This is a genomic window from Streptomyces sp. NPDC002734 (assembly GCF_040295685.1).
Lineage (GTDB): Bacteria > Actinomycetota > Actinomycetes > Streptomycetales > Streptomycetaceae > Streptomyces.
This window is the reverse complement of record NZ_JBEOVU010000003.1, coordinates 26,293-46,192: the sequence shown is the minus strand read 5'-3', so window position 1 is coordinate 46,192 and position 19,900 is coordinate 26,293. Positions and strand designations below refer to the sequence as shown.

At 71.0% G+C, this 19,900-nt stretch carries 22 protein-coding genes, 2 tRNA genes and 1 pseudogene; 7 read left to right on the top strand and 18 right to left on the bottom strand.

The annotated features are described in order from the left end of the window. Positions 1-7 precede the first annotated feature (7 nt). From ABT026_RS03555 to ABT026_RS03540, 4 genes are all read right to left on the bottom strand, one after another. Positions 8-1,300 carry a homoserine dehydrogenase gene (locus ABT026_RS03555; RefSeq protein WP_351111740.1) on the bottom strand — a complete coding sequence of 431 codons (1,293 nt, stop codon included), beginning with the start codon at positions 1,298-1,300 and terminating at the stop codon, positions 8-10. A gap of 269 nt (positions 1,301-1,569) precedes the next feature. Continuing rightward, positions 1,570-2,961, bottom strand: a complete 1,392-nt coding sequence (lysA, locus tag ABT026_RS03550) for a diaminopimelate decarboxylase (RefSeq protein WP_351111739.1) — start codon at positions 2,959-2,961, stop codon at positions 1,570-1,572. 63 nt (positions 2,962-3,024) lie between these two features. Then, positions 3,025-4,191, bottom strand: a complete 1,167-nt coding sequence (gene nrtL / locus ABT026_RS03545; protein ID WP_351111737.1) for an ArgS-related anticodon-binding protein NrtL — start codon at positions 4,189-4,191, stop codon at positions 3,025-3,027. 102 nt (positions 4,192-4,293) lie between these two features. After that, positions 4,294-4,758, bottom strand: coding sequence for a response regulator (locus tag ABT026_RS03540; RefSeq protein ID WP_502967900.1), 465 nt, complete (start codon positions 4,756-4,758; stop codon positions 4,294-4,296). A gap of 134 nt (positions 4,759-4,892) precedes the next feature. On the opposite strand from ABT026_RS03540, the gene ABT026_RS03535 reads away from it, so the two are divergent. Next, positions 4,893-4,964, top strand: a tRNA-Arg gene (locus ABT026_RS03535). 238 nt (positions 4,965-5,202) lie between these two features. Beyond that, positions 5,203-5,787: a hypothetical protein gene (locus ABT026_RS03530; RefSeq protein ID WP_351111735.1), complete on the top strand. Its 585-nt coding sequence runs from the start codon at positions 5,203-5,205 to the stop codon at positions 5,785-5,787. A gap of 70 nt (positions 5,788-5,857) precedes the next feature. On the opposite strand, the pseudogene ABT026_RS03525 reads toward ABT026_RS03530, so the two are convergent. Continuing rightward, a pseudogene (locus tag ABT026_RS03525) lies at positions 5,858-6,151 on the bottom strand (tyrosine-type recombinase/integrase); the annotation flags it as partial. A gap of 8 nt (positions 6,152-6,159) precedes the next feature. Continuing rightward, positions 6,160-6,627, bottom strand: coding sequence for a hypothetical protein (locus ABT026_RS03520; RefSeq protein WP_351111733.1), 468 nt, complete (start codon positions 6,625-6,627; stop codon positions 6,160-6,162). A gap of 438 nt (positions 6,628-7,065) precedes the next feature. Here ABT026_RS03520 and ABT026_RS03515 point away from each other — a divergent pair, with 438 nt between their 5' ends. Further along, positions 7,066-9,099, top strand: coding sequence for an Ig-like domain-containing protein (locus ABT026_RS03515; RefSeq protein ID WP_351111731.1), 2,034 nt, complete (start codon positions 7,066-7,068; stop codon positions 9,097-9,099). A gap of 88 nt (positions 9,100-9,187) precedes the next feature. On the opposite strand, the gene ABT026_RS03510 is transcribed toward ABT026_RS03515, so the two are convergent. The 3 genes from ABT026_RS03510 to ABT026_RS03500 form a co-directional block, all read right to left on the bottom strand. Then, entirely contained in the window at positions 9,188-10,258 is a 1,071-nt protein-coding gene (locus ABT026_RS03510; RefSeq protein WP_351111729.1) for a peptidoglycan-binding domain-containing protein, read from the bottom strand. Positions 10,259-10,568: 310 nt separating this feature from the next. After that, a complete protein-coding gene (locus ABT026_RS03505) occupies positions 10,569-11,234 on the bottom strand; it encodes an NUDIX domain-containing protein (protein ID WP_351111727.1) in 666 nt (221 codons plus the stop codon). Continuing rightward, the gene (locus ABT026_RS03500; RefSeq protein ID WP_351111725.1) at positions 11,231-11,650 is read right to left on the bottom strand and encodes a DUF4406 domain-containing protein; all 420 of its coding nucleotides are present in this window, start codon (positions 11,648-11,650) and stop codon (positions 11,231-11,233) included. The genes ABT026_RS03505 and ABT026_RS03500 overlap by 4 nt, the downstream gene beginning before the upstream one ends. A 48-nt stretch (positions 11,651-11,698) precedes the next feature. Between ABT026_RS03500 and ABT026_RS03495 the strand changes: the two genes are divergently transcribed. Next, positions 11,699-12,457, top strand: a complete 759-nt coding sequence (locus tag ABT026_RS03495; RefSeq protein ID WP_351111723.1) for a DeoR/GlpR family DNA-binding transcription regulator — start codon at positions 11,699-11,701, stop codon at positions 12,455-12,457. Positions 12,458-12,483: 26 nt separating this feature from the next. Here ABT026_RS03495 and ABT026_RS03490 read toward each other — a convergent pair whose 3' ends face one another. Continuing rightward, complete coding sequence (locus ABT026_RS03490) at positions 12,484-13,230, bottom strand: hypothetical protein (protein WP_351112171.1); 747 nt, start codon at positions 13,228-13,230, stop codon at positions 12,484-12,486. 161 nt (positions 13,231-13,391) lie between these two features. Here ABT026_RS03490 and ABT026_RS03485 point away from each other — a divergent pair, with 161 nt between their 5' ends. Next, positions 13,392-13,874 carry a GNAT family N-acetyltransferase gene (locus ABT026_RS03485; protein WP_351111721.1) on the top strand — a complete coding sequence of 161 codons (483 nt, stop codon included), beginning with the start codon at positions 13,392-13,394 and terminating at the stop codon, positions 13,872-13,874. A gap of 21 nt (positions 13,875-13,895) precedes the next feature. Here the strand turns inward: ABT026_RS03485 and ABT026_RS03480 are convergent, their stop codons facing one another. The 3 genes from ABT026_RS03480 to ABT026_RS03470 all read right to left on the bottom strand — a co-directional run bounded on the left by ABT026_RS03480 (position 13,896) and on the right by ABT026_RS03470 (position 15,261). Further along, the gene (locus tag ABT026_RS03480) at positions 13,896-14,084 is read right to left on the bottom strand and encodes a hypothetical protein (protein ID WP_351111719.1); all 189 of its coding nucleotides are present in this window, start codon (positions 14,082-14,084) and stop codon (positions 13,896-13,898) included. Positions 14,085-14,230: 146 nt separating this feature from the next. Beyond that, a complete protein-coding gene (locus ABT026_RS03475; RefSeq protein WP_351111717.1) occupies positions 14,231-14,422 on the bottom strand; it encodes a DUF397 domain-containing protein in 192 nt (63 codons plus the stop codon). After that, complete coding sequence (locus tag ABT026_RS03470; protein ID WP_351111715.1) at positions 14,419-15,261, bottom strand: helix-turn-helix domain-containing protein; 843 nt, start codon at positions 15,259-15,261, stop codon at positions 14,419-14,421. The genes ABT026_RS03475 and ABT026_RS03470 overlap by 4 nt, the downstream gene beginning before the upstream one ends. A 117-nt stretch (positions 15,262-15,378) precedes the next feature. On the opposite strand from ABT026_RS03470, the gene ABT026_RS03465 reads away from it, so the two are divergent. Both ABT026_RS03465 and ABT026_RS03460 read left to right on the top strand, forming a co-directional pair. After that, positions 15,379-15,846: an ATP-binding protein gene (locus ABT026_RS03465; RefSeq protein WP_351111713.1), complete on the top strand. Its 468-nt coding sequence runs from the start codon at positions 15,379-15,381 to the stop codon at positions 15,844-15,846. Between the two features lie 101 nt (positions 15,847-15,947). Continuing rightward, positions 15,948-16,502: a DUF4262 domain-containing protein gene (locus tag ABT026_RS03460; RefSeq protein ID WP_351111712.1), complete on the top strand. Its 555-nt coding sequence runs from the start codon at positions 15,948-15,950 to the stop codon at positions 16,500-16,502. Between the two features lie 91 nt (positions 16,503-16,593). Here ABT026_RS03460 and ABT026_RS03455 read toward each other — a convergent pair whose 3' ends face one another. From ABT026_RS03455 to ABT026_RS03435, 5 genes are all read right to left on the bottom strand, one after another. Continuing rightward, positions 16,594-17,760: a hypothetical protein gene (locus ABT026_RS03455; RefSeq protein WP_351111710.1), complete on the bottom strand. Its 1,167-nt coding sequence runs from the start codon at positions 17,758-17,760 to the stop codon at positions 16,594-16,596. Between the two features lie 240 nt (positions 17,761-18,000). Beyond that, positions 18,001-18,074, bottom strand: a tRNA-Met gene (locus ABT026_RS03450). 129 nt (positions 18,075-18,203) lie between these two features. Next, a complete protein-coding gene (locus ABT026_RS03445; RefSeq protein ID WP_351111708.1) occupies positions 18,204-18,869 on the bottom strand; it encodes a maleylpyruvate isomerase family mycothiol-dependent enzyme in 666 nt (221 codons plus the stop codon). A 50-nt stretch (positions 18,870-18,919) separates the two neighbouring features. Beyond that, positions 18,920-19,348: a DUF6892 domain-containing protein gene (locus ABT026_RS03440; protein ID WP_351111706.1), complete on the bottom strand. Its 429-nt coding sequence runs from the start codon at positions 19,346-19,348 to the stop codon at positions 18,920-18,922. 108 nt (positions 19,349-19,456) lie between these two features. Next, positions 19,457-19,816 carry a 5-carboxymethyl-2-hydroxymuconate Delta-isomerase gene (locus ABT026_RS03435; protein WP_351111704.1) on the bottom strand — a complete coding sequence of 120 codons (360 nt, stop codon included), beginning with the start codon at positions 19,814-19,816 and terminating at the stop codon, positions 19,457-19,459. Positions 19,817-19,900 lie beyond the last annotated feature (84 nt).

Below are 19,900 nucleotides of genomic sequence, written 5' to 3'. Positions count from 1 at the left end.
ACTCCGCCTACTCTCCTTCGACCCGCATGATGCTGGCGACGCCCCGGACCGTGTCCAGGCCGCGAAGCGCCTCGACGACCGCGCTGAGCGAGGCGTCGGACGCACGATGGGTGACGACGACGAGCGATGCCTCGCCGTCCTTGCCCTGCTGACGCACGGTGTCGATCGACACCCCGTGCTCGGCGAAAACCGTGGCCACCTGGGCGAGCACGCCCGGCTTGTCGGCGACGTCCAGGCTGATGTGGTACCGCGTGACCACGTCGCCCATCGGCGACACCGGCAGCGCCGCGTACGCCGAGTCGCCGGGACCGGTGGCCCCGGCCAGCCGGTTGCGGCACACCGCCACCAGGTCGCCCAGGACGGCCGAGGCGGTGGGCGAACCACCCGCGCCCGGCCCGTAGAACATGAGCTGACCCGCGGCCTCGGACTCGACGAACACCGCGTTGTACGCGCCGCGCACCGAGGCGAGCGGGTGGGTCAGCGGGATCATCGCGGGGTGCACCCGGGCGGTGACCGAGCCGCCGTCCGCCGCACGCTCGCAGATGGCGAGCAGCTTGATGGTGCAGCCCATCTCCTTGGCGGAGGCGAAGTCCCCGGCGGTCACCTCGCTCATGCCCTCGCGGTACACGTCGTCGAGACGCACCCGCGAGTGGAAGGCGATCCCCGCCAGGATGGCCGCCTTGGCGGCGGCGTCGAAGCCCTCGACGTCGGCCGTCGGGTCGGCCTCGGCGTACCCGAGCGCGGTGGCCTCGTCCAGCGCCTCCTGGTACCCGGCGCCGGTCGTGTCCATCTTGTCGAGGATGAAGTTCGTGGTGCCGTTGACGATGCCGAGCACCCGGTTGACCTTGTCGCCGGCCATCGACTCGCGCAGCGGCCGGATCAGCGGGATGGCTCCCGCCACCGCCGCCTCGTAGTACAGGTCCCGCCCCTGCTCCTCGGCCGCCGCGTGCAGCGCGGCGCCGTCCTGGGCGATCAGCGCCTTGTTCGCGGAGACGACCGACGCCCCGTGCTGGAAGGCGGTCATGATCAGGTTCCGAGCCGGCTCGATCCCCCCGATCACCTCGACGACCACGTCGATGTCGCCCCGTTTCACCAGGGCGGTCGCGTCGGTGGTGATCAGCGAGGGGTCGATCCCGGCCCGCACCCGGTCCGGACGACGGACGGCGACACCGGCCAACTCCACCGGCGCGCCGATCCGCGCGGCGAGGTCGGCCGCGTGCGTCGTCATGATGCGCGCCACCTCGGAGCCGACGACTCCACAGCCCAGCAGCGCCACCCTCAGCGGACGCGTACGCATCATCCGACCTCGCCTCGTTTCTCCAACCGGTCTCATACCGGTCAACGGTTGTCCAGTCTCAGGCACCGGACGAAATCCCTTCGATTCGTCCGGATCCTGAGATTCAATTTTCCGGGATCTTCCCCGGATTCCGGCGGCTTTTCCGCCGGACGCCTCTCACCGCACCTGATGCCGGTGCGCCCGATGCCGACGCGCCTGGCGCCGCTGCGGCCGAGGCGCCCGGCTCGTCCGGCGCCCGCCGGTGCTCACCCGGCTCGTCCGGCACACCCAGCTCATCCAACGTCGAGACGGAGCAGGTCCTCCTCCGTCTCACGGCGGACGATCACCCGGGTGTCACCGTCCTTGACGGCGAGCACCGGCGGGCGCAGCACGTGGTTGTAGTTGCTCGCCATGGAACGGCAGTAGGCGCCGGTGGCGGGCACCGCGATCAGGTCGCCGGGCGCCAGGTCGGCGGGCAGGAACGCGTCCCTGACCAGGATGTCACCACTCTCGCAGTGCTTCCCGACCACCCGGGCGAGCATCGGCTCGGCATCGCTCGCCCGCGAGACGAGCGCGACGGAGTACTCGGCGTCGTAGAGCGCGGTGCGGATGTTGTCCGACATCCCGCCGTCCACCGACACGTACGTCCGCAGCCCGTCCAGCGGCTTCAGCGTGCCGACCTCGTACAGCGTGAACGCCGTCGGACCGACGATGGCCCGCCCCGGCTCGACCGAGATCCGCGGCGCGGCCAGCCCGGCGCCCTCGCACTCGCGCGCGACGATCTCCCCGAGCGCCTTGGCGATCTCGTGCGGCCCCTGCGGGTCGTCCTCGCTCGTGTAGGCGATGCCGAGGCCGCCGCCGAGGTCGATCTCCGGCAGCTCGACGCCGTGCTCGTCACGGATCTCGGCGAGCAGCCCGACCACGCGCCGCGCGGCGACCTCGAAGCCGGCCATGTCGAAGATCTGCGACCCGATGTGGCTGTGGATGCCGACCAGCTCGAGCCCGTCCAGCTTGAGCGCCCGGCGCACGCCCTCGGCGGCCTGGCCGCCGGCCAGCGGGAGTCCGAACTTCTGGTCCTCGTGGGCGGTCGCGATGAACTCGTGCGTGTGCGCCTCGACGCCCACCGTCACCCGGACCAGCACCTTCTGCCGCACCCCGTGCGCCTGCGCGACGTGGGCGACCCGCACGATCTCCTGGAACGAGTCGAGCACGATCCGCCCGACCCCCGCGGTGACCGCCCGCTCGATCTCGCCGAGGGACTTGTTGTTGCCGTGGAACGCGATCCGCTCGGCCGGCATCCCCGCCGCCAGCGCGGTCGCCAGCTCACCGGCGGAGCACACGTCGAGGTTCAGCCCCTCCTCGTGCAGCCACCGGACCACGGCCTTGGAGAGGAACGCCTTGCCGGCGTAGAACACGTCGGCACCCTCGCCGAACGCCTCCCGCCACGCCCGGGCGCGCTGCCGGAAGTCGTCCTCGTCCATCACGTACGCCGGAGTGCCGTACTCCCGGGCGAGCTCCCGGACGTCGACCCCGCCGACGCGCACGGCGCCGTCCTCGTCACGGGTGACGGACCCCGCCCACACCTTGGGGTCGAGAACGTTCAGATCGGCGGGCGGAGCGGTGTAGTGCCCCTCGGGGAGGACGTCGGCGTGACGGGGTCCGGCGGGGTGTGCGGAACGGCTCATCGTCTGTCTCTGCGTCTCTGTTCTGTCTCTGGCTCGTGCTCCGGCGTCTTCGTCGGCCGGGGCTCAGAGATGATCGGGTGCGTCGATGCCGAGCAGGGTGAGGCCACCGGCCAGCACCGTCCCGGCGGCTTCGGCGAGCGCGAGCCGGGCGCGGTGGGCGGCCGAGGGTTTCTCCTCCCCCGTCGGCAGCACCGCCCCGTACGTCAGGAACTCCAGCGTGGCGTCCGCGACCCCCACCAGGTGCCGCGCGACCCGGTCCGGGGCGTACGCCTGCGCGGCCTGCGCGAGGACGCGGGGGTGGTCGGCGAGCGCGTGGAGCAGGGAGCGGGCGGCGGGGGTGGCGGGGGCGGCAGCGGGGGCGCGGGGGGCGCTTGTTGCGGGGCCGCTCTTTGCGGGGCCAGGGTCCACGAGGCCGCTCTTCACGGGGCCGTCCACCGTGGCGCGGTGCACCGGGGCGCGATGCACCGGGCCGGAGTCCACCGGGTTGTTGCCCATCGGACTGTTGCCCACCGGGCCCGGTTCCGCGGCGAAGCCGAGCCGCGCGGCGTTCCAGCTCGCGGCCCGCGTCCGTGCATAGGCGTACCGCACCCGGAACAGCGGATTGCCCTCCCGCTGCGCCAGGTGCTCGTTCCCGAGGGTGGGCCGGTCGTGCGGCGCGGGGTACAGCAGCGCCCAGCGGGCGGCGGCGGGGCCGAGCGGTGCGGGGTCGGCGGGCGCGGGCACGGGCCGGATGTCGGCGTCCCCCGCATCGTCCACGACCACCACCTCGGCCTCACCGCCCTGGCCCTCCACCAGCCGGCCGACGACCTCGGCGATCACCCGGGCCCGCACCTCGTCCACGACCCGGAGAGTGACCGTCCGCCCGGCGAACGCGTCTCCCCGTCCGTACTCGAGGCCGCCCTCCCCACTCCCCGAACGCACTCTCCGCACCAGGGCGGCATCGACGTCACCCTCAAGACTGATGTTGAGAAACCCCGGCCCGGTGACGGCGACGTCCCGCACCCCACTCACCCGCATCAACCGGGTGCGCAGCACCTCGGCGACCTCCGCGGCGGGCCGTCCGGCCGGCTTGGCGAGGCGCATCGCGACGTTGGTGGCGTAGTCCCCACAGCCCCCGGGGCCGGGCGGGGCGACCTTCACGGTCTCCGGCACGGCCACCGCCAGCTCGCCCTCGTCCACGGCGGAACGCACCGCGCGCAGCACGGTGTGCGAGAGCTCGACGGGGGTCACGGGACCCAGATTAGGGGAGCCGGGGCGGGGTAGGTCGACCCGTTTCGGCTGGGTCCCGCCATCCGGACAGCGTGCGTCCCTTTTGACCGCTGCGCCATGGTTTCAGACGCTCACCGGCGCCGCTTCCTCCGGCCCACGCCTGAGCTCCAGCAACCGCCGCACCACACCGACGAGTTCAGCCGGCTCGAACGGCTTGGCCACAAACGCGTCCACCCCGACGTCCAGTCCGGCCTCGACCTCCGGCCGGCTACAGGCGCTGATGATGGCGAGAGGCAGATCACGCGTCCCCGGGTCCGACCGCAACCGCGCCGCCGTCCCGAGCCCGTCGAGCCGGGGCATGACCACGTCCAGCGTCACCACGTCGGGCCGCACCCGATGGATCACTTCCAGACATTCGGCACCATCGGCCGCGGTCACCACCTCGAACCCTTCCAGCTCGAGATTGACCCTGATCAGCTGCCGGATCACTTCACTGTCGTCGACGACAAGGATCCGGCCGGAAGCGCCCGCCACAACTAGAGAGTAGGCACGGCGCGCACCCCCCGTCCGGCTTTTCCGCACTTCCACCCGTAACGGACAGGACACGGCACCCCCGCGCTCCGGCGCACCACCCCCACCGCACGGGAATCCTGTTCACGACCACCCCGGGTGAGCTGGTAGTGTTCTACCCGTCACCGCGACCAACGCGCCGCGGCGAACGCGCCCCCGTAGCTCAGGGGATAGAGCAACGGCCTCCGGAGCCGTGTGCGCAGGTTCGAATCCTGCCGGGGGCACTTCACAGAAGTGCCAGACAGACCCCGTGATCAGCGGAAACGCTGAGTGCGGGGTCTTGTTGTATGTGCAGCCGTGTGCCGGGCTGGGCGACCGTATGACAGGGGTCGCGGCCTATTCGCGGCCTGGGCCGTGCGGTGTCGGCGCAGGTCAGGGTCGGGGCTCGGGGGGAACGAGGGGAGGCAGCGGTTGGGTTCGGGAGCTGGGGAGACCGCGACGGAGCCGGTTCGACCGGTGTGGGTGCTGACCCCGCTGGAGAGCGTTGGTCCGCTGCGCTTCGGCATGTCCGCCGACGAGGTCCGGGCCGCTCTTCCGGAAGCCGTCGAGTTGAGCCGGTTCTCCGCCGAGCCCTTCCACCCGGAGATCTACGGCCTTCAGCTCGGCTTCCTTCCAGCGGTGCCGGCTGTCTACGCGTACTTCGAGAGCACCGGCCGGCTCTTCTGCGTGGCTGCCGACGCTGCCCACGGACCGCGCGTGACTCTGGACGGGCTGGAGCTGACCGGTCGTGTGCCTGCCGTACTCCAGGAGAGAATCCTGGATCATCATTCCTCGGATACTCACCACGTGTCGTACGGTCCGCGGGGCAATCCCGGGATCAACGGCATCGGCATGGTCCTGCGAGTCCAGGACACTGAGGACGGCATCCTGACCCGGCCCGTTCTCGTGGGCCGCGAGTGGGCGGCCCACTGCACCGACGACTGGGAGGGACCCATTCCCGAGTGTGAGTGGCTGGGCCGTCAGTGGGGCGTCTACAACGGCTCGGACATGTACCCCCCGCCCGGATACGCGACAAACTGGCCAGCAGGGTGGACTGCCCCGTTCTAGGCGGGGAGGAGAACGCAGAAGGCCCCCGGACAGGTCCAGGGGCCATGGCGCGCAGGTTGTCAGGCAGCGCTCACTCGTACTCGCGCAGCAGTTCCTCGATGCGTCGGTTGACTACCTCCTGGCGGCCGTCGAGGCACTTCGCGTACCGAGTCAGCAGTACTCCACGCTGTTACCGGCACGCTCGGCGACCTCGGTGGCGTCCACTCCCGCGTTGAGCCACGTGGAGAGCGCGGAGTGCCGAAGGTCGTACGGGCGGCGAGCTGGCGGCGAGGCTACGACGGCCGGTGGAAGCGCGAGCTCCCTGCCAGGCCCGGTAGTAGGTGGAAGAGGACACCACTCCCCCGTTCTCGCTGAAGAACGCGCGGCGGTGCGCTACCCCATGACCGCGCGGGCCGCGTCCAGAAAGGCCAGCCGGTTGTCCTCCAGGTAATCCCGCACGCTCTCGCCGTCGGACAAGCCTTCCCACACCGTCCGGTTGAGGTCGAGGAAGTACGCGCGTGCGGCGTCGTGCACAGGCAGGGGGAACTGGATGCGGATGAGCCGCTCCGCGACCCAGAGCCTGTTCATGACGTCCCGGGTCGTGAGGAACCAGGCGTCGGTGTCCTCCCAGTCGGAAGGCCGACTGAAGGCGGCGCGTTCCGCCTCGGCCCCCACCTCGATGAACCGCTCCAGCAGCGCCAGCCGTTCGCCGCGCCGGGCCTCCGACAAGGCGGTCTGCTGCCGTTGTTGTTCAGCGCGTTCCGCCGAGAGTTGGGTCCTGTGCTGGACGAGGTAGGACAACGAGCCGCCAAGGACAACGCCGCCCAGCGATATGAGTGACACCCAGACCTGACTTGACATGGCCGTGATCGTGCCATGCCGTCGGTCTTTGAGGAGATCAAAGCCGACTCCAACATCCGTCGGAGCGCGAAGATCCGACGGGTCGACAGCACGTCCGCGGGGGAACTCCACTGTCGGTCCTCAGCCCTTCACCGACGTTCAGCCTGCCGGTCGGACATCTTCGACACGGCCTGCCGCTCGGCCCCCTCGTTCTCACGGCGCAGCGCCATCAGCGATGGCGTCGACCTGGCCCCAGCCGGTCACGCCGTCCGCACCATTCGACCACGCCTGGGCCAAGGCAAGAGCGTCGACCGGGGAGTGGCATGACCGCCTCGACTTGTTTGACAGGGTCGTGACACAGGGTCAGACTTCGCCTTTCCGGCGTGCGCGACGCCGGGATCCTGTGGGGGGATTCTTACCGTGTACATCTCAGTGCCACTTCGGCGTGCCCTGACGGCGTTGACCGTCGCCTGTCTCACCGGGACCACCATGCTCGCCTCGGTGGGCCCCGCCTCCGCCCATCGTCATGGGTGTCATGCCCGGCACTCCTGCCCTTCGGACACCGGTTCCTACATCTGTGGGGACCTGGGTGACTTCTCGATGTGCGGGACGGGAAGCGTCGGGGGCACCGGCGGTTCCGGCGGCACCGGCTCCTCCGCCGAGCCTGCCGAGCCCGTCGACATCGATGCGCCGTCCAAGCCCCAGGTCAAGCGCCCCAGGGCGCTGCCCGGCGGGAAGGTGTCCGTGACGGTCACGGCGGAGCGGGGCGCCACGCTCGTCGTGACTGTGGAGAGCGATGAAGGGGATGAGGAGGAGGTGGCGAAGGCGACGGCCACCGGGTCGCCGCAGCCGCTTACCTTCACGGCGGGGAACGGCAGCGGGACCTACGTGGTCACCGCGACCGACGCCGCCGGCAACGAGAGTTCCCGGAGCGAGTCGTTCACCGTCGAGGCCGACGGCGAGAAGCCGGTGATCGCCGCGTTCGACGTCACGACCGCCGACCCGACTACCGCGGCTGTCGAGGTCTCGTTCGAGGTCGATGAGAAGGTCGACTACGTGTTGGCCGTTGCCGGCAGCGAGGAGAAGGCCACCGGTGAGGCCGGTGTCGGTTCACCGGCGGACGAAGCTCTGTGGCTGCCGGACGGGAAGTACGAACTCACGCTCACCGTCGAGGACGCCGTGGGCAACGTGACCCGGCGCACCGAGACGTTCACCGTGCAGTTGGACGCTCTGGAACCGGGGTTGACGCAGGAGGACGTGTCCCGTTCGTCAACGGTGCCGCTGACCGTCACGGGTCCACCGAAGGCCGACGTCACGGCGCGCATGGGCACGCAGACGGAGAAGGTCACCCTGGACAGGCAGGGCTCCGCCGAGCTCTCCTTCGACCTGTCGGACGGCACCTACCGGCCGGAAGTGGAACTCGTCGACCGGTTCGGGCGCCGCGGCACGGTCACCGGCGACCCCGTCACCGTGGACACGCAGGCCCCCGCGCTGAAGGCGGGTTATGACGAGGAGGCCGCTCGTTACGGTGATGTCGCCATCACGATCAGCGGCGAACCGGGAGCGGAGATCACCCTCCGGGAGGGTGGCGAGCCGGTGGCGTCCGGCCGTCTCGACCAGAACCGGCGGAGCCTGCGGTTCACCCCCGACTTGAGGCCGGGCCGTCACCAGCTCGTCGTCTCGGCGCAGGACCGGGCAGGCAATGTACGCACGCACGAGCTCACCGTCACCGTTGAGGACGACATGACGACGGCCGAGACCGTGCGGGCCGTGCTGTGGGCGGTAAGCGTCCTCCTGGTCGTCGGCGTGGGGGCTGTGCTGCTGTGGCGCAGGCGGCGCCGGCTGATCAGATGGTGGGCACGTCGCCGGGAAGCGGCGCGCATCGCCGCCGAGCTGCGGGCGGTCGCTCGCCGCCAGGAGCAGCTGCTCCGCGAGCAGGAGCGATACGAGCGGGACCTGGCCGTCTGGGAGACCGAGCACGAGAGATTGGCCGAACTGGACGCCCTGGCACGCAACCTGACGGGTGAGGTCTACCCGGCGGACCAGTTCCGCTGGGGCCGAAGGAAGAAGGACGAACGCGTCCTCATGGTGGCGACGGCGCAGCTGGTCGAGTACCGGACCAAGCAGGGTCTCGCCAGCCTGGAGGAGACGCACCGTGGTGAGGTGGCCGTCACCGACCGCCGGGTGCTGTTCGTCGGTCTCGCCAAGAACAGGGAATGGGACTACGGGCGGTGGCTCACCCACGAGCACCGGCCCCAGGGCATCACCCTCATCAGGGTGCTCAACCGCCTGAAGTCCTCCGGGATCGCCTACCCGCTGTCGGAAGCTCGTTACGTCCGCCTCGCCATCGACGTCGCCCTCGCCGAGCACCGGGGCACTCGTGACCAGATCATCCGCCGCACCCGGCAGGAACTCGACGCCCACACAGCCGACCGTCCGGTACCGCCCCGCGCTGCCACCGACTCTCAGCCCTTGGGGCAGCCCATCAGCTGACGCTCGGTGCTTCCTTCTGCAGAACCCTGCCGCCGGCACGATGCGGGCGGCAGGGTTGGGCGGCTTCCACTGCGTCGGGAGCCGCTACTCAGCGGGTCCCGAGCAGCGTCCGCCAGGTCTGGGCGCCGATGACGCCGTCGGCCGTGAGGGCGTGGGTCTGCTGGAAGACGATGGTCGCGGACTGGGTGCCGGAGCCGAAGGCGCCGTCGACGGTGAGGCCGGCGCCATAGAGGTTCAGCTGGGTCTGCGCCGCCTTCACCGCGTCGCCCTCGGAGCCGTACTTCACGGTGGGGACCAGGGCGGACCAGGTGTTGGCGCCGATGATGCCGTCCGCGGTGAGGGACGTGGACTGCTGGAAGCTGATCACCGCGGACTGGGTGGCCGACCCGAAGCTGCCGTCGGGGGTGAGCGGGTAGCCGGCGGCGCTGAGGAGGTACTGCGCGGTGCGGACGTCGTCGCCCTGGGAGCCGGACTTCAGGACCGGCCAGGCCACGGTGGGCGACGGGGTGGGAGTCGGGGTCGAGCCGCCGGAGTCGCCGAGCTTCACGGGGCGGAAGGGGTCGTAGTTGTCGGTGCCGATGCCGTACTTGAGCTGGCGGTAGGTGGTGCCGTAGGTGCCGCGCTGCTCGTACGCCCAGTAGGCGGTGTGCGCGGAGTCGGCCCACTTCTCGAAGATCACGACGTGGCGGAAGTCGCCGTCGGTGGTGCTGTAGTCGATCAGCAGGTCCCCCATCCGGAGTTGGCTGACGCTGCTGAGGCGTTGGGTGACGCTGCTGGTGGTGGCCAGCCCGACGGTGTTCAGGCCGGGCGTGCTCAGGCCTAGTGTCATGGAGACGTAGCCCGAGCAGTCCTGGCGGTAGCCGTCCTTCCAGACGGTTTCCATGCTGTAGGGGACGGGGCCGCCGTTGTTGGCGGTGAGCCAGGTCTTCGCCCGTCTGATCATCTCGTCGGGAGTGAGGGTGGCCACGGCGCCGGCCGCCTCGGCTTGCACGGCGTGGGCACCCGCGACGAGTTGGGTGTCCGCCGTGGAGATCGGGCCGCCGGACTCCAGGCCTGTGACCGTGGTGGCCGCCACGCCTGCCGCCGTGACGGCGACCAGGGTGAGCTGGGCGCTGCGGGAGAGTCTGGTGAGTAACCGCGTGAGCCGCACGAGCCGCATGAGTCCTCCGAAGCATCCGACGAGCCGGGCGTGACGTCCGGGCGGCACGTCGGGGTGCGACGGTCCGACCGTTCCCTGAGGGCTGAGGACCGGGGGCAGTCTTCAGTGGCCATCAGCGTGGCGTACGACCGGGGCCGGCACCAGAGCGCCATCGTGACGTGTGCATGACGGCTGAGGGTGGTGTCGGAGCGGAGAGGACGACACGTCCTGGTACGTCCGGCGGCGGGACGGCGGCGCGGGGCACGGGGCACGGGGAAGCGGGGCAACAGGGAAGGGGGAAGCGGGGAAGCAGGGCAGGCGCTCGCCGGCTCTAGGGGCGGGCGAAGGGGCCGTGCAGGGCGGCCCACTGGAGGAGCAGGACGGTCTTGCCGTCGGCGATGCGGCCGTCGCGGGCCATCGCGAGCGCCTCGGTGAAAGGGAGTTCGAGGACCTCGATGTCCTCGCCGTCCTCCTCGAGACCGCCTCCGGCGCCGGTGCGGTCGGCCGGGGTGTAGGGGGCGGCGAAGAAGTGGAGGCGTTCGGTGACGGAGCCGGGGCTCATGTAGGCGTCGAGGACGTGGGTGAGCGGACCGAGGGTGACGCCGAGTTCTTCAGCAGCCTCGCGCCGAATCGCGCTGGGCGGGTCGTCGGCGTCGAGCAGGCCGGCGGCGGCCTCGACGAGCATGCCGTCCGGGTGGTCGTTCACGTAGGCCGGGTAACGGAACTGCTGGGTGAGGAGGACGCAGCCGCGGGCCGGGTCGTAGGGCAGGACCACGGCGCCGTTGCCGCGGTCGTAGGTCTCGCGCTGCTGGGTCTCCCACCGTCCGTCGCGGCGGCGGTAGTCGAAGGTCGTGCGGCGCAGGACGTGCCAGCCCTGGGAGGTGAGTTCGACGTCGCGGACGACGACGTCGGGGTTGCGCTCGAGGTCGCGGCCGGCCTGGTCGAGGTGGGTGCGGCCGCGGTGGTCGGGGCGGTCGACGCCTGGGCGGTTCGTCACACGGCCTCCTGGGAGGCGTCGTGGGAGGTCGCTGTGGGGAGCGGGGCCTCTGTGCGGCGGGGGATCTCGGAGATGTCGTGGAAGACGGGGAGGCCGCGGCGGCGGGCGGTGGCGACGTCCTGGTCGGCGCCGGCGGAAGCGCCGGGCAGGCGCAGCACGGCGTCGCAGTGGGCGAGCAGGCGGTCGGCGGTCGGGTAGAGGACCTGGTCGGCGAGGGGGTGGGTGGGGCCGGCGCCGGCGGAGCTGAGGACGGGGAGGGCGATCCACTCGCCGATCACGGGGAGGTGACCGGCCGCGAAGACGGGCCAGGCGGCGGCTTCGAGACGGGCGAGGTTGGCGGCCATGGCCTGCGGGTCGCCGTCGGTGCCGGAACGGTAAGGGCCCGCGATGAGGATGAGCAAGGGCTTGTCGGTCATGACGGCTAAGATACATGCAGAAACGCGAATGAACAGGAAGGAACGTGCATGCTGGCTGCTGAACGGCGTGAGCACCTGCTGGGGCTGCTCGCCCGCACAGGGAAGATCGTGGCCAAGGAGGTAGCCGCTGAGCTGCACATTTCCGAGGACAGCGTGCGGCGCGACCTGCGGGAGCTTGCCGCCGAGGGACTGTGTCAACGGGTCTACGGCGGTGCGCTGCCCGCGTCACCCGCGGTGGTGGACTACGGCGCGCGGCAGGCGGTGGCGCCGGACGGGAAGCGGAAGGTTGCCTCGGTCGCCGCGGGGCTGGTGCGGCCGGGGGGTTCGGTGATCCTCGACGGAGGCACCACCGCCCTCGCCGTCGCTCGTGCGCTGCCGAGGGACCTCGACTGCGCGGTCATCACGCACAGTCCGACGATCGCGGCCGCACTGCTCGAGCATCCGCGGGCGGAGCTCTTCCTGCTCGGGGGACGGGTCTTCAAGCACTCGGCGGTGACCTGCGGGGCCGCGGCGGTCGAGGCGGCGCAGAACGTCTCGGCCGACCTCTTCCTGCTCGGCGTCACGGGGGTGCATCCGGAGGCGGGGCTGACCACGGGGGACGCGGAGGAGGCGGCGATGAAGCGCGCCCTGGCGGCGAGGGCCGCGGACACCTACGTCCTCGCCTCGTCGGAGAAGATCGGCACGGCTTCGCAGTACCGCGTGTTGGGGTGGGAGAAGGTGAGCGGGTTGATCACCGATGCCGATCCGCGTGACTCGGTGGTCGAGCAGGTCGGGGAGTTGGGGGTGGAGGTGCTGACCGCGGGTTGAGGGGCCGTTCGCCGCGGGCCCGGGCGTCAGCCGGCGGGGAGCGCGTGGTGCCGGTCCTGGTGCCGCCAGACCCGCAGCGGACCGATGGCTCGGAAGCCGTGGCGGACGGCGGCGTCGAGGTCCGCGCCGTGTGCGTAGCCGACCACGGGGAGGGTCGGGAACAGTCGGTGCACGGCGCCGAGGAGCCCGGGCCAGGCTCGGTCGGTGCCTCCCTCGACCGCGAAGACGTTGGAGATGCCGACCACGTGGTCGCTGCGACTCGCCACGGCCCCGGCGGTCACGGTGCCGTCGGCGGCGTGACCCGCGAGCAGGGAGGTCGTCGGGTCGTCGAGCAGTTCGGGCCGGAAGGGGTGCCCCCCGTTGGCGTCACCATCGACCCAGGCGAGGGCCCAGGCACGCAGCGCCTCGGGGTCGCTCATCTCGCTCCAGGTGAACTCCGGCCGGGTGGCCGGCGCGGTCGCCCGCGCACTCGCCGGGCGGTGGATCCACTGGGCGTCGAACAACACCGTGAAGCCGGCCCCCGAGAGGTCGAGGTCGGCGAAGCTGTCCTTGACGCACGCACCGGGGGTGGCGGTGTCGATCCGCTCCAGCAGTGCTGTGGCATCCGTCCCCGGAACCAGGGTCACCGCGTCCGGGTAGTACAGCGGCGGCCGGGACGGGACGGCCCACGCCTGTGTCCCGAACTCGCCCACCAGACCGTGCGCTCGGCTCATCACCGCGCACCACTCGGCGTTGTTGCGGGCCGCGGCCCGGATCATGGGGTCCCTCTTCATCATGAGCCGCATCTTTGCCCGAACCCCCGCGCCCGTCGCACCCTTTTACGGCGCGCCTGTCCAACGCCGTTGTGGGTGCGCTTAGTTGGGCCTCTCCGGCATGACCTCAGCCGACGGTTATGTAATAGGCGGATGCGGCCAGCACCCCTATACTTCGGCGCATGGAGCCCATGACGATCAGGCGTGCCGTCGCTCAGGACGCGGAGCGTCTCACCTCGCTGGTCCGGGAGTCCGGCGCCTATCGAGGGAAGTACGCATCGATCATCGAGGGTTATCGGGTGACCGCCGACTACGTCGCGCGGCACCGGGTCCATGTGGCCGTCGGGACGACCGGGCGGCTGGTGGGCTTCTACGCCCTGGTGCTGGAACCGCCGGAGCTGGACCTGGCGTTCGTCGAGGACGACGCGCAGGGGACGGGTGTCGGCCGGCTGCTCGTCGAGCACATGCTCGGCGAGGCCCGGGAGGCCGGCCTGACGGAGGTGCGCGTGGTGGCGCATCCCCCGGCCGAGGCGTTCTACCGACGGCTGGGGGCCACGCGGGTGGGGACGATCGCGCCGTCGCCGCCCAAGGTCACCTGGGAGCGTCCCGAGCTGCGGTTCGCCACCGCCCGGGCCCGTCTCATCGAGGGCACGCGCCTCCCCTGATCACCGGTCGGCAGGTCCCGGTCATGCCGCTGTGCCGTGTCCGGCCTCTCCCACGCGGCGGCTCGGTTCGAGCTCGTCCAGTTCCCAGTGGTACCGGCAGTCGTCGCAGCGGTACTCGTCCAGTCCGACGTCGATGGTGAGCGTCTCCCCGTGCGGGCAACGGGTGTCGTCCCCACGCCCCGCGCACTCCTGCGTCCAGGTGTCTGCCATGCCTTCGACCGTGCTGCGGGTTCACGGTGGCGGAAAGGTGGCCTGGTGGGCGCACGGACGTACGTCCCGGCAGGGCGCCTCAGCGGTGAGCAGCTGCATCTTCCGGCCGCTCGGTGCTGCACGGCCGGTCCGGCGGGCAGCCTGCGCTAGGGGGTCGTGAGAGCGAGGAACGCCTTCCAGGCGGCGGGGGTGAGGGACAGCCCTGCGCGGGCGGTGTCCTTCGAGTCGCGGACGTGGACGGCAGCCGAGGAGATTGCCACCTCCAGGCATTCGCCGCCCTCGTTGCCGCTGTAACTGCTCTTGCACCAGGTGAGTTGGGCTGCCGTCTCGTCGGTCACTGGTCCCCCAGGATGTCCGCGATCAGCGCGAGGGACTCGTGCGGGGTGAGCGCCTGCGCCCTGATCGTTCCGTAGCGTGCCGCCAGGATACGGACTTCCTCGGAGGCGACCAGGACGGTGCCATGAGCCTGGGTCTCCACGTAGGCGACCTGTGGCTTTGCCTTCGGGGTGAGAAGGACGAAAGCGCCGCCCATGCCGGCGTGCTCGTGGCGTTCGGTCGGCATCACCTGCAACGAGATGTTGCGGCGGTGGCCCAGGTCCAGGAGCTTCTGCAGTTGCTCCTTGTGGACTGTGCGGCCTCCGAGGGGGCGACGGAGGGCGCCCTCCTCGATGACGGCGGTGACCATGGGCGGAGGCCAGTGACCGAGGATCTCCTGCCGAGCCAGGCGTGAGGTCACGCGGCGCTCGATGGTCTCGTCGTCGAGCAGAGGCGTGCGCATCTCGTAGAGGGCGCGCGCTCGTCGTTCCGTCTGGAGCAGACCGGGAACGTCATGGTTGTTGTAGAAGTCGATGGCGACCGCAGCCCCCTCCAGCCGGGCGTAGTCGCGGAACCAGGCCGGGTGACGGACCCGGGACCTCGCCCGCGCGCTCTCCACCTCGTCCGCGGTCGCGCTCAACAGGCCGCCCGCGCCGAGGAGATCGTCGGCCGCGGTCAGGAACTCCCGCTGCGGAGTGCGGCGGCCGCGTTCCAGGGAGGAGATCAGGTCCTCGCTGTACCCGAGGCGGTCGCCCAGGTCGCGCTGGGTGAGACCCGCTCGTTCCCGCAGGAGCTTGAGCTGTCTGCCGACCGCGCGGAACAGTTCCTCGTACGGCTCGGGTTCGTCCGTCTCGTGAGTCATCGGCGCCACCGCCTTCCACCCGACAGGTCGTACACGTCACGTGCCACGTCCGCACGGCGTCGCCTGTACCGGCCGTCGTCCTCGCCAGCGTAGGTCGCGGCGGCCACGCTGAGTCACATGGTTCTCGAAACTCCCACCCGGAAGCGGTGGGCACAGTTGTTCAGCGGAACGCCCCGTGGGGCACGGCTCGCCCGGCTGCTTGCTGCGCGTCAGCTGGAGTTGTGGGACTGGCCGCCGTCGTCGGAGGCGGGTGAGGCGGCGGCACTGGTGGTGGCGGAGCTGGCGAACAACGCCGTCACCCACGGTCACGTACCGGGGCGTGGGTTCCGGTTGCGGCTGGAGGCCGAGGCGTCGGTGTCGGGGCTGCTGGTCGTGTCCGTGGACGACGCGAGAGGTGAGCGGCTGCCGGAGCCGAGAGTGGCGGAGGGTGAGGAGGCGGGGCGAGGGTTGTTGCTGGTTCAGGCGCTGGCGGTCGCGTGGGGGTGGCGGCCGCGGCCGCCTTCCGGGAAGACGGTCTGGGCGGTGTGCGCGAAGGGAGGGGGCTCGTCGGCAGGTCGAGGTCGAGGGGGACGGTCAGGGCGGTGATTCCCGTTGGTGTCCGACAGGCGTGCGGCGAGAGCCCGCCGGATGAGCGGCGCGTCGCTCGCGCGAGGGCGGTGTCGGACAGCGGCGGTACGGTCGCGGGCATGTCGAACGAGCGTGCCGCCTGCCACTGCGTGATCTGCCATGACTACGGGGACAGGGGTGAGGCCACTGCCCTGGACGAGCACACGGTGCGGCACGTCCAGGACCACGGCTGGAGCGTCGTGATGGTGCCGGCCGACGAGCAGGGGCCGGGGTTCGCGTACACCGTCGGGCTCCTGCACTCGCACGGTGTGCCGGAGCTGGCCATGTTCGGACTGGACGTCCAGCTCATGCACGCGCTGCTCAACGAGCTGGGGCGTCAGGCGGCGGACGGGACCGCACTGGAGGACGGTGGGACGTACGAGGGCGTCATCGAAGGGCGGTCGGTTGCGCTGCGGGCGGCAAAGCGGGGCTGGTACCGGGAGTTCTTCGGGCGGGCGATCGCGTTCTACCGCAAGCCGCCGCTCCCCGTGTTGCAGGTGGTCTGGCCGGATGCCGAGAACCGGTTCGTCTGGGAGCCGACGGCCGACCCGCGGTTCGAGGACTCGCAGCCGCGGTTGTGGATGACGCCGGACGAGCATCCGGCGGGGGTGTGGGCGACGCTCGTCGGGCGGTAGTCGCCGCGGGTGGGGCGGGCGGGCGGGTGAGGTAGCGGTGCCGGAGCCGCCGAGGTGTCCACCGAGCGTGCGCATCGGGCTGAGGTAACGGCTATGCCTGTTCCCGGGCCGCGGGAGTCACCGGGGTCTGCAATGCGCCCAGGAGCGCGGGCACGTGGAGCTCGGGGACGACCAGCAACACCTCCCGCTCACCGTCCCGGCACTCGACCGCGACCGGCCGTTCGAGTGCGGCGCAGCGGGGGTCCTCGGGCGCGGTGGCGTGGAGGCGGACGAAGGAGAGGGGCGGGACGGGGATGGGCTCGCCCTCGTCCTGGGGTGCGTCGCCGGTGCCGGCCGGGGCGGCGGCTTCACGGGACTGGAAGGGCGGGAAGGACTCGAAGGGCTCGAAAGGCTCGAGCGACAGTCCTTCCGGGCCGATGAACAGGTACTGCGCCTCCTCCCCGCTGTACGGCACGTCGCCGAGCACGGCCGCCGGCACCACGGTTTCCTCGTCCGGCGGCTCCGGCAGATACCGCTCCGACAAGGCCACGGCCTCGCGTGCGGCCCGGCGGCGTTGCCGCGCGCCGTACGCCGCGCCGCCGACCACGGCGAGTGCCGCCGCGCAGACCGAGGAAGTCGCCGCGGCAAGGAGGCTCGGCGCCATGGCCACGGGTGCGAGGGTGAGGACGCCGAACAGCATGGTGGTGACGAACGGGACGGACACGCTCCACCGGCCGACGGACTCCAGGCTCCGGCCCTGCCGGCGCGGCCTGCGCATCCGGTGCGACGTCCGGAGGAGGCCGGCGCCGAAGGGGAGCAGGAAGCACGTCGGACGCAGTTCGGTCTCCGTCCAGCCGCCGGGGTGGGCCTCGGCGGGGATCCGGCCGTCGGGGACGACGAACTCCCGTACTTCCCCGCGCCAGGCGATGACGGTGACCGGTTGGCCTTCCCGGACGCTGATCGTGTCGGACTCGTCCCGCAGCGCCGTGAACGCGCTGGACCCGTCGGGCAGGGACACGAAGAGGTAGCGGACCGTTTCGCTGTCGTCGTCGCCGCCGCCGACCTTGACGCTCGTGTCCGTGGACCTCTGGCTCGCGCGGCAGTCGGTCGTGTCCTCGAACGACGTGCCGTCGGCGCACGGCGGTGCCGCGAGATAGGCGCGGTGGTCGGCGATGGCGGACACCAGGCTGATCACCGGGACGACCAGGCCGGCCACGGCGAAGATCAGACCCAGCACCAGCGGCAGCAGCCACCGCTTCCTGGACCCTCTCGTGTACATGGGCATACCGCGTCTCCCCCGTCGTCCTTCCGTCACCGGTCGTCGTACGACGGTCGGTGAGGGAATTGTGCGGGAGGGCGATCACCGGGGCCCTCGCGTGGGGCGGAACGTTACCGGCCTGTGGAGGGACCGGGACTTGGACGTGCCACGGCGGCGGGCCTGCGGAGGCGGGCCGGCGGTGGAGACGGTGGAAACACTCAGGGCCGGAATCCTTGAAGGATTCCGGCCCTGAGCCTTCAGTAGCGGGGACAGGATTTGAACCTGCGACCTCTGGGTTATGAGCCCAGCGAGCTACCGAGCTGCTCCACCCCGCGTCGTTGTTCCTTGACCGTACGGCATGACCAGGGGAATAGCGAATCGGTTTTCGGGGCGAGCCGCGGATGGCATGCGGTGTGGGCGCCTCCGGGTGGGCGAACTCACCGTTGCGCGGCTCGATTTCACCGTCATGCGGCTCCGCAGCGCTCGCGGAGGAGCTCGACGCCGTCGCCTTCCAGATCGTCGAGGTACGTTGCCCGCCCGGTCATGACCATCGTCAGGGCCAGGGTCGTACCGGACACGGGGGAACCGGAGCCGGTCCGGAAGGGCCCGTCGGTCGCGACGAGTCGCAGGCCGCCGATGCGTCCCTTGGCGAGGACCACGAGGTCCGATCCCTGGTAGTACTCGGCCACCCGCGTGACCACGTCGATCGGGTAGTCGTGGTCGATGCCCAGCGGACGCCGGACGTCTTCCGCGTGCACGATCGTCTCGCCCAGCATCGCGACGACGGGGAGGGGAGGCTTCGTCGTGCTCGGGACGACGTTCCGGAACCGCTCATGTGTCTCCGCCGGGCTCGCGCCGAGTTGCTCGGCCAGCCGCAGGGCCACCTGCTTGTCGAAGTCGAAACGGCAGCGGATCACACCTGCCAGCCAGCGCACGGTGTTGAGGCTCGCGCCCGCGGTGAGGTGCGCCAGCACCTCGCGCACCGTGAGTCCGGCGCACAGCGAGGGGGTCTCCCACTGTCCGTCGGACAACTCCGCAAGGTCGGCCGCCAGTGCCGCGCGTTCGGCGTGGATCAGAGGCCAGATCTCGGACGTCGAGCTGCGATCCGTTGAGGGTTTCGACGCAGTCATACGGGTGGTCTCCTGTCGGCGATGACGATGCGGGGCTTCCGGCGTGCGCCTCAGTCCGTGGTGATGCCGCGCGCCACGAGGACGTCCCGCTGTTCGGGGGTCAGGAACTCCGAGCCGATGACGCGCCGGAGGTTGGGGAGCAGCGCGAGGTCGTCGAGGGAGGCGACGTCGAAGAGGTCGTCCTCGCCGTCCCAGATCGGGGCGCACTCCTGGTACACCTCGAGCCCGCCGTCCAGGCAGAGTTCCTCGACGCCGGCCAGCAGGTCGTCAGGTATGGACAGCGAGGTGAAGTGGTCGCGGGCCTGCGGGACGACTTTGAAGGCCAGCCCCTGCTCGTGGGCGTAGGTGTACGCGTCGTTGCCCAGGCCCTGCTGCCGCAGCAGGTCCACGAGGTGGAACCGCGGGGTCAGGGTCTCGTCGGTGTACATCAACTGCTCGATGACGAGGAGCTTGAAGTTGAAGTCCTGGAACTGGGCCATGAGCTCACCGTAGGTGACGGCACTGACAGTCACGGCGGGCATCGGCACGAGCGATGGGCACGCGGTGCCCGAGGCACGGTGCCCGCCGTGGACGGGGCGTGGTGCTGCCTAGGCCGAGACGTGCTTGCGGTACGCCGGGCCCAGTTCGCGTATGTCCACGCTGGCGTGCACCGTCAGGTCGGGCACGGCGGCCACCCGTGTCCGCAGGAGGGCGAGGACGGCCTGGCTCAGCTCCGTCTTGACCTCGTCGGTGCGGCCCTGAAGGAGCGTGATCTCTACGTGGACCACCGCGTTGCCGGGCTCCCCTTCGGCGACGTAGGTCTCCTCCACACGGCGGAAGCGGGTCTTGCAGTTGCCGACGGCGGTCTTGGCGATGTCGGCGGTGAGCGGGTGCAGTTCGCGTGCGAAGCCGTGGCGGTCGAAGGCCTCGGTCAGCGACTCGGAGTAGTCGACGGTGATGTGCGGCATCGGGCGCTCCCGTTCGGGCGTCTCAGGGGCTCGTGGTCCTGGTCATCCTCGTACACGGCGAGGAGGGCGGGTCGGGTTTCCGCC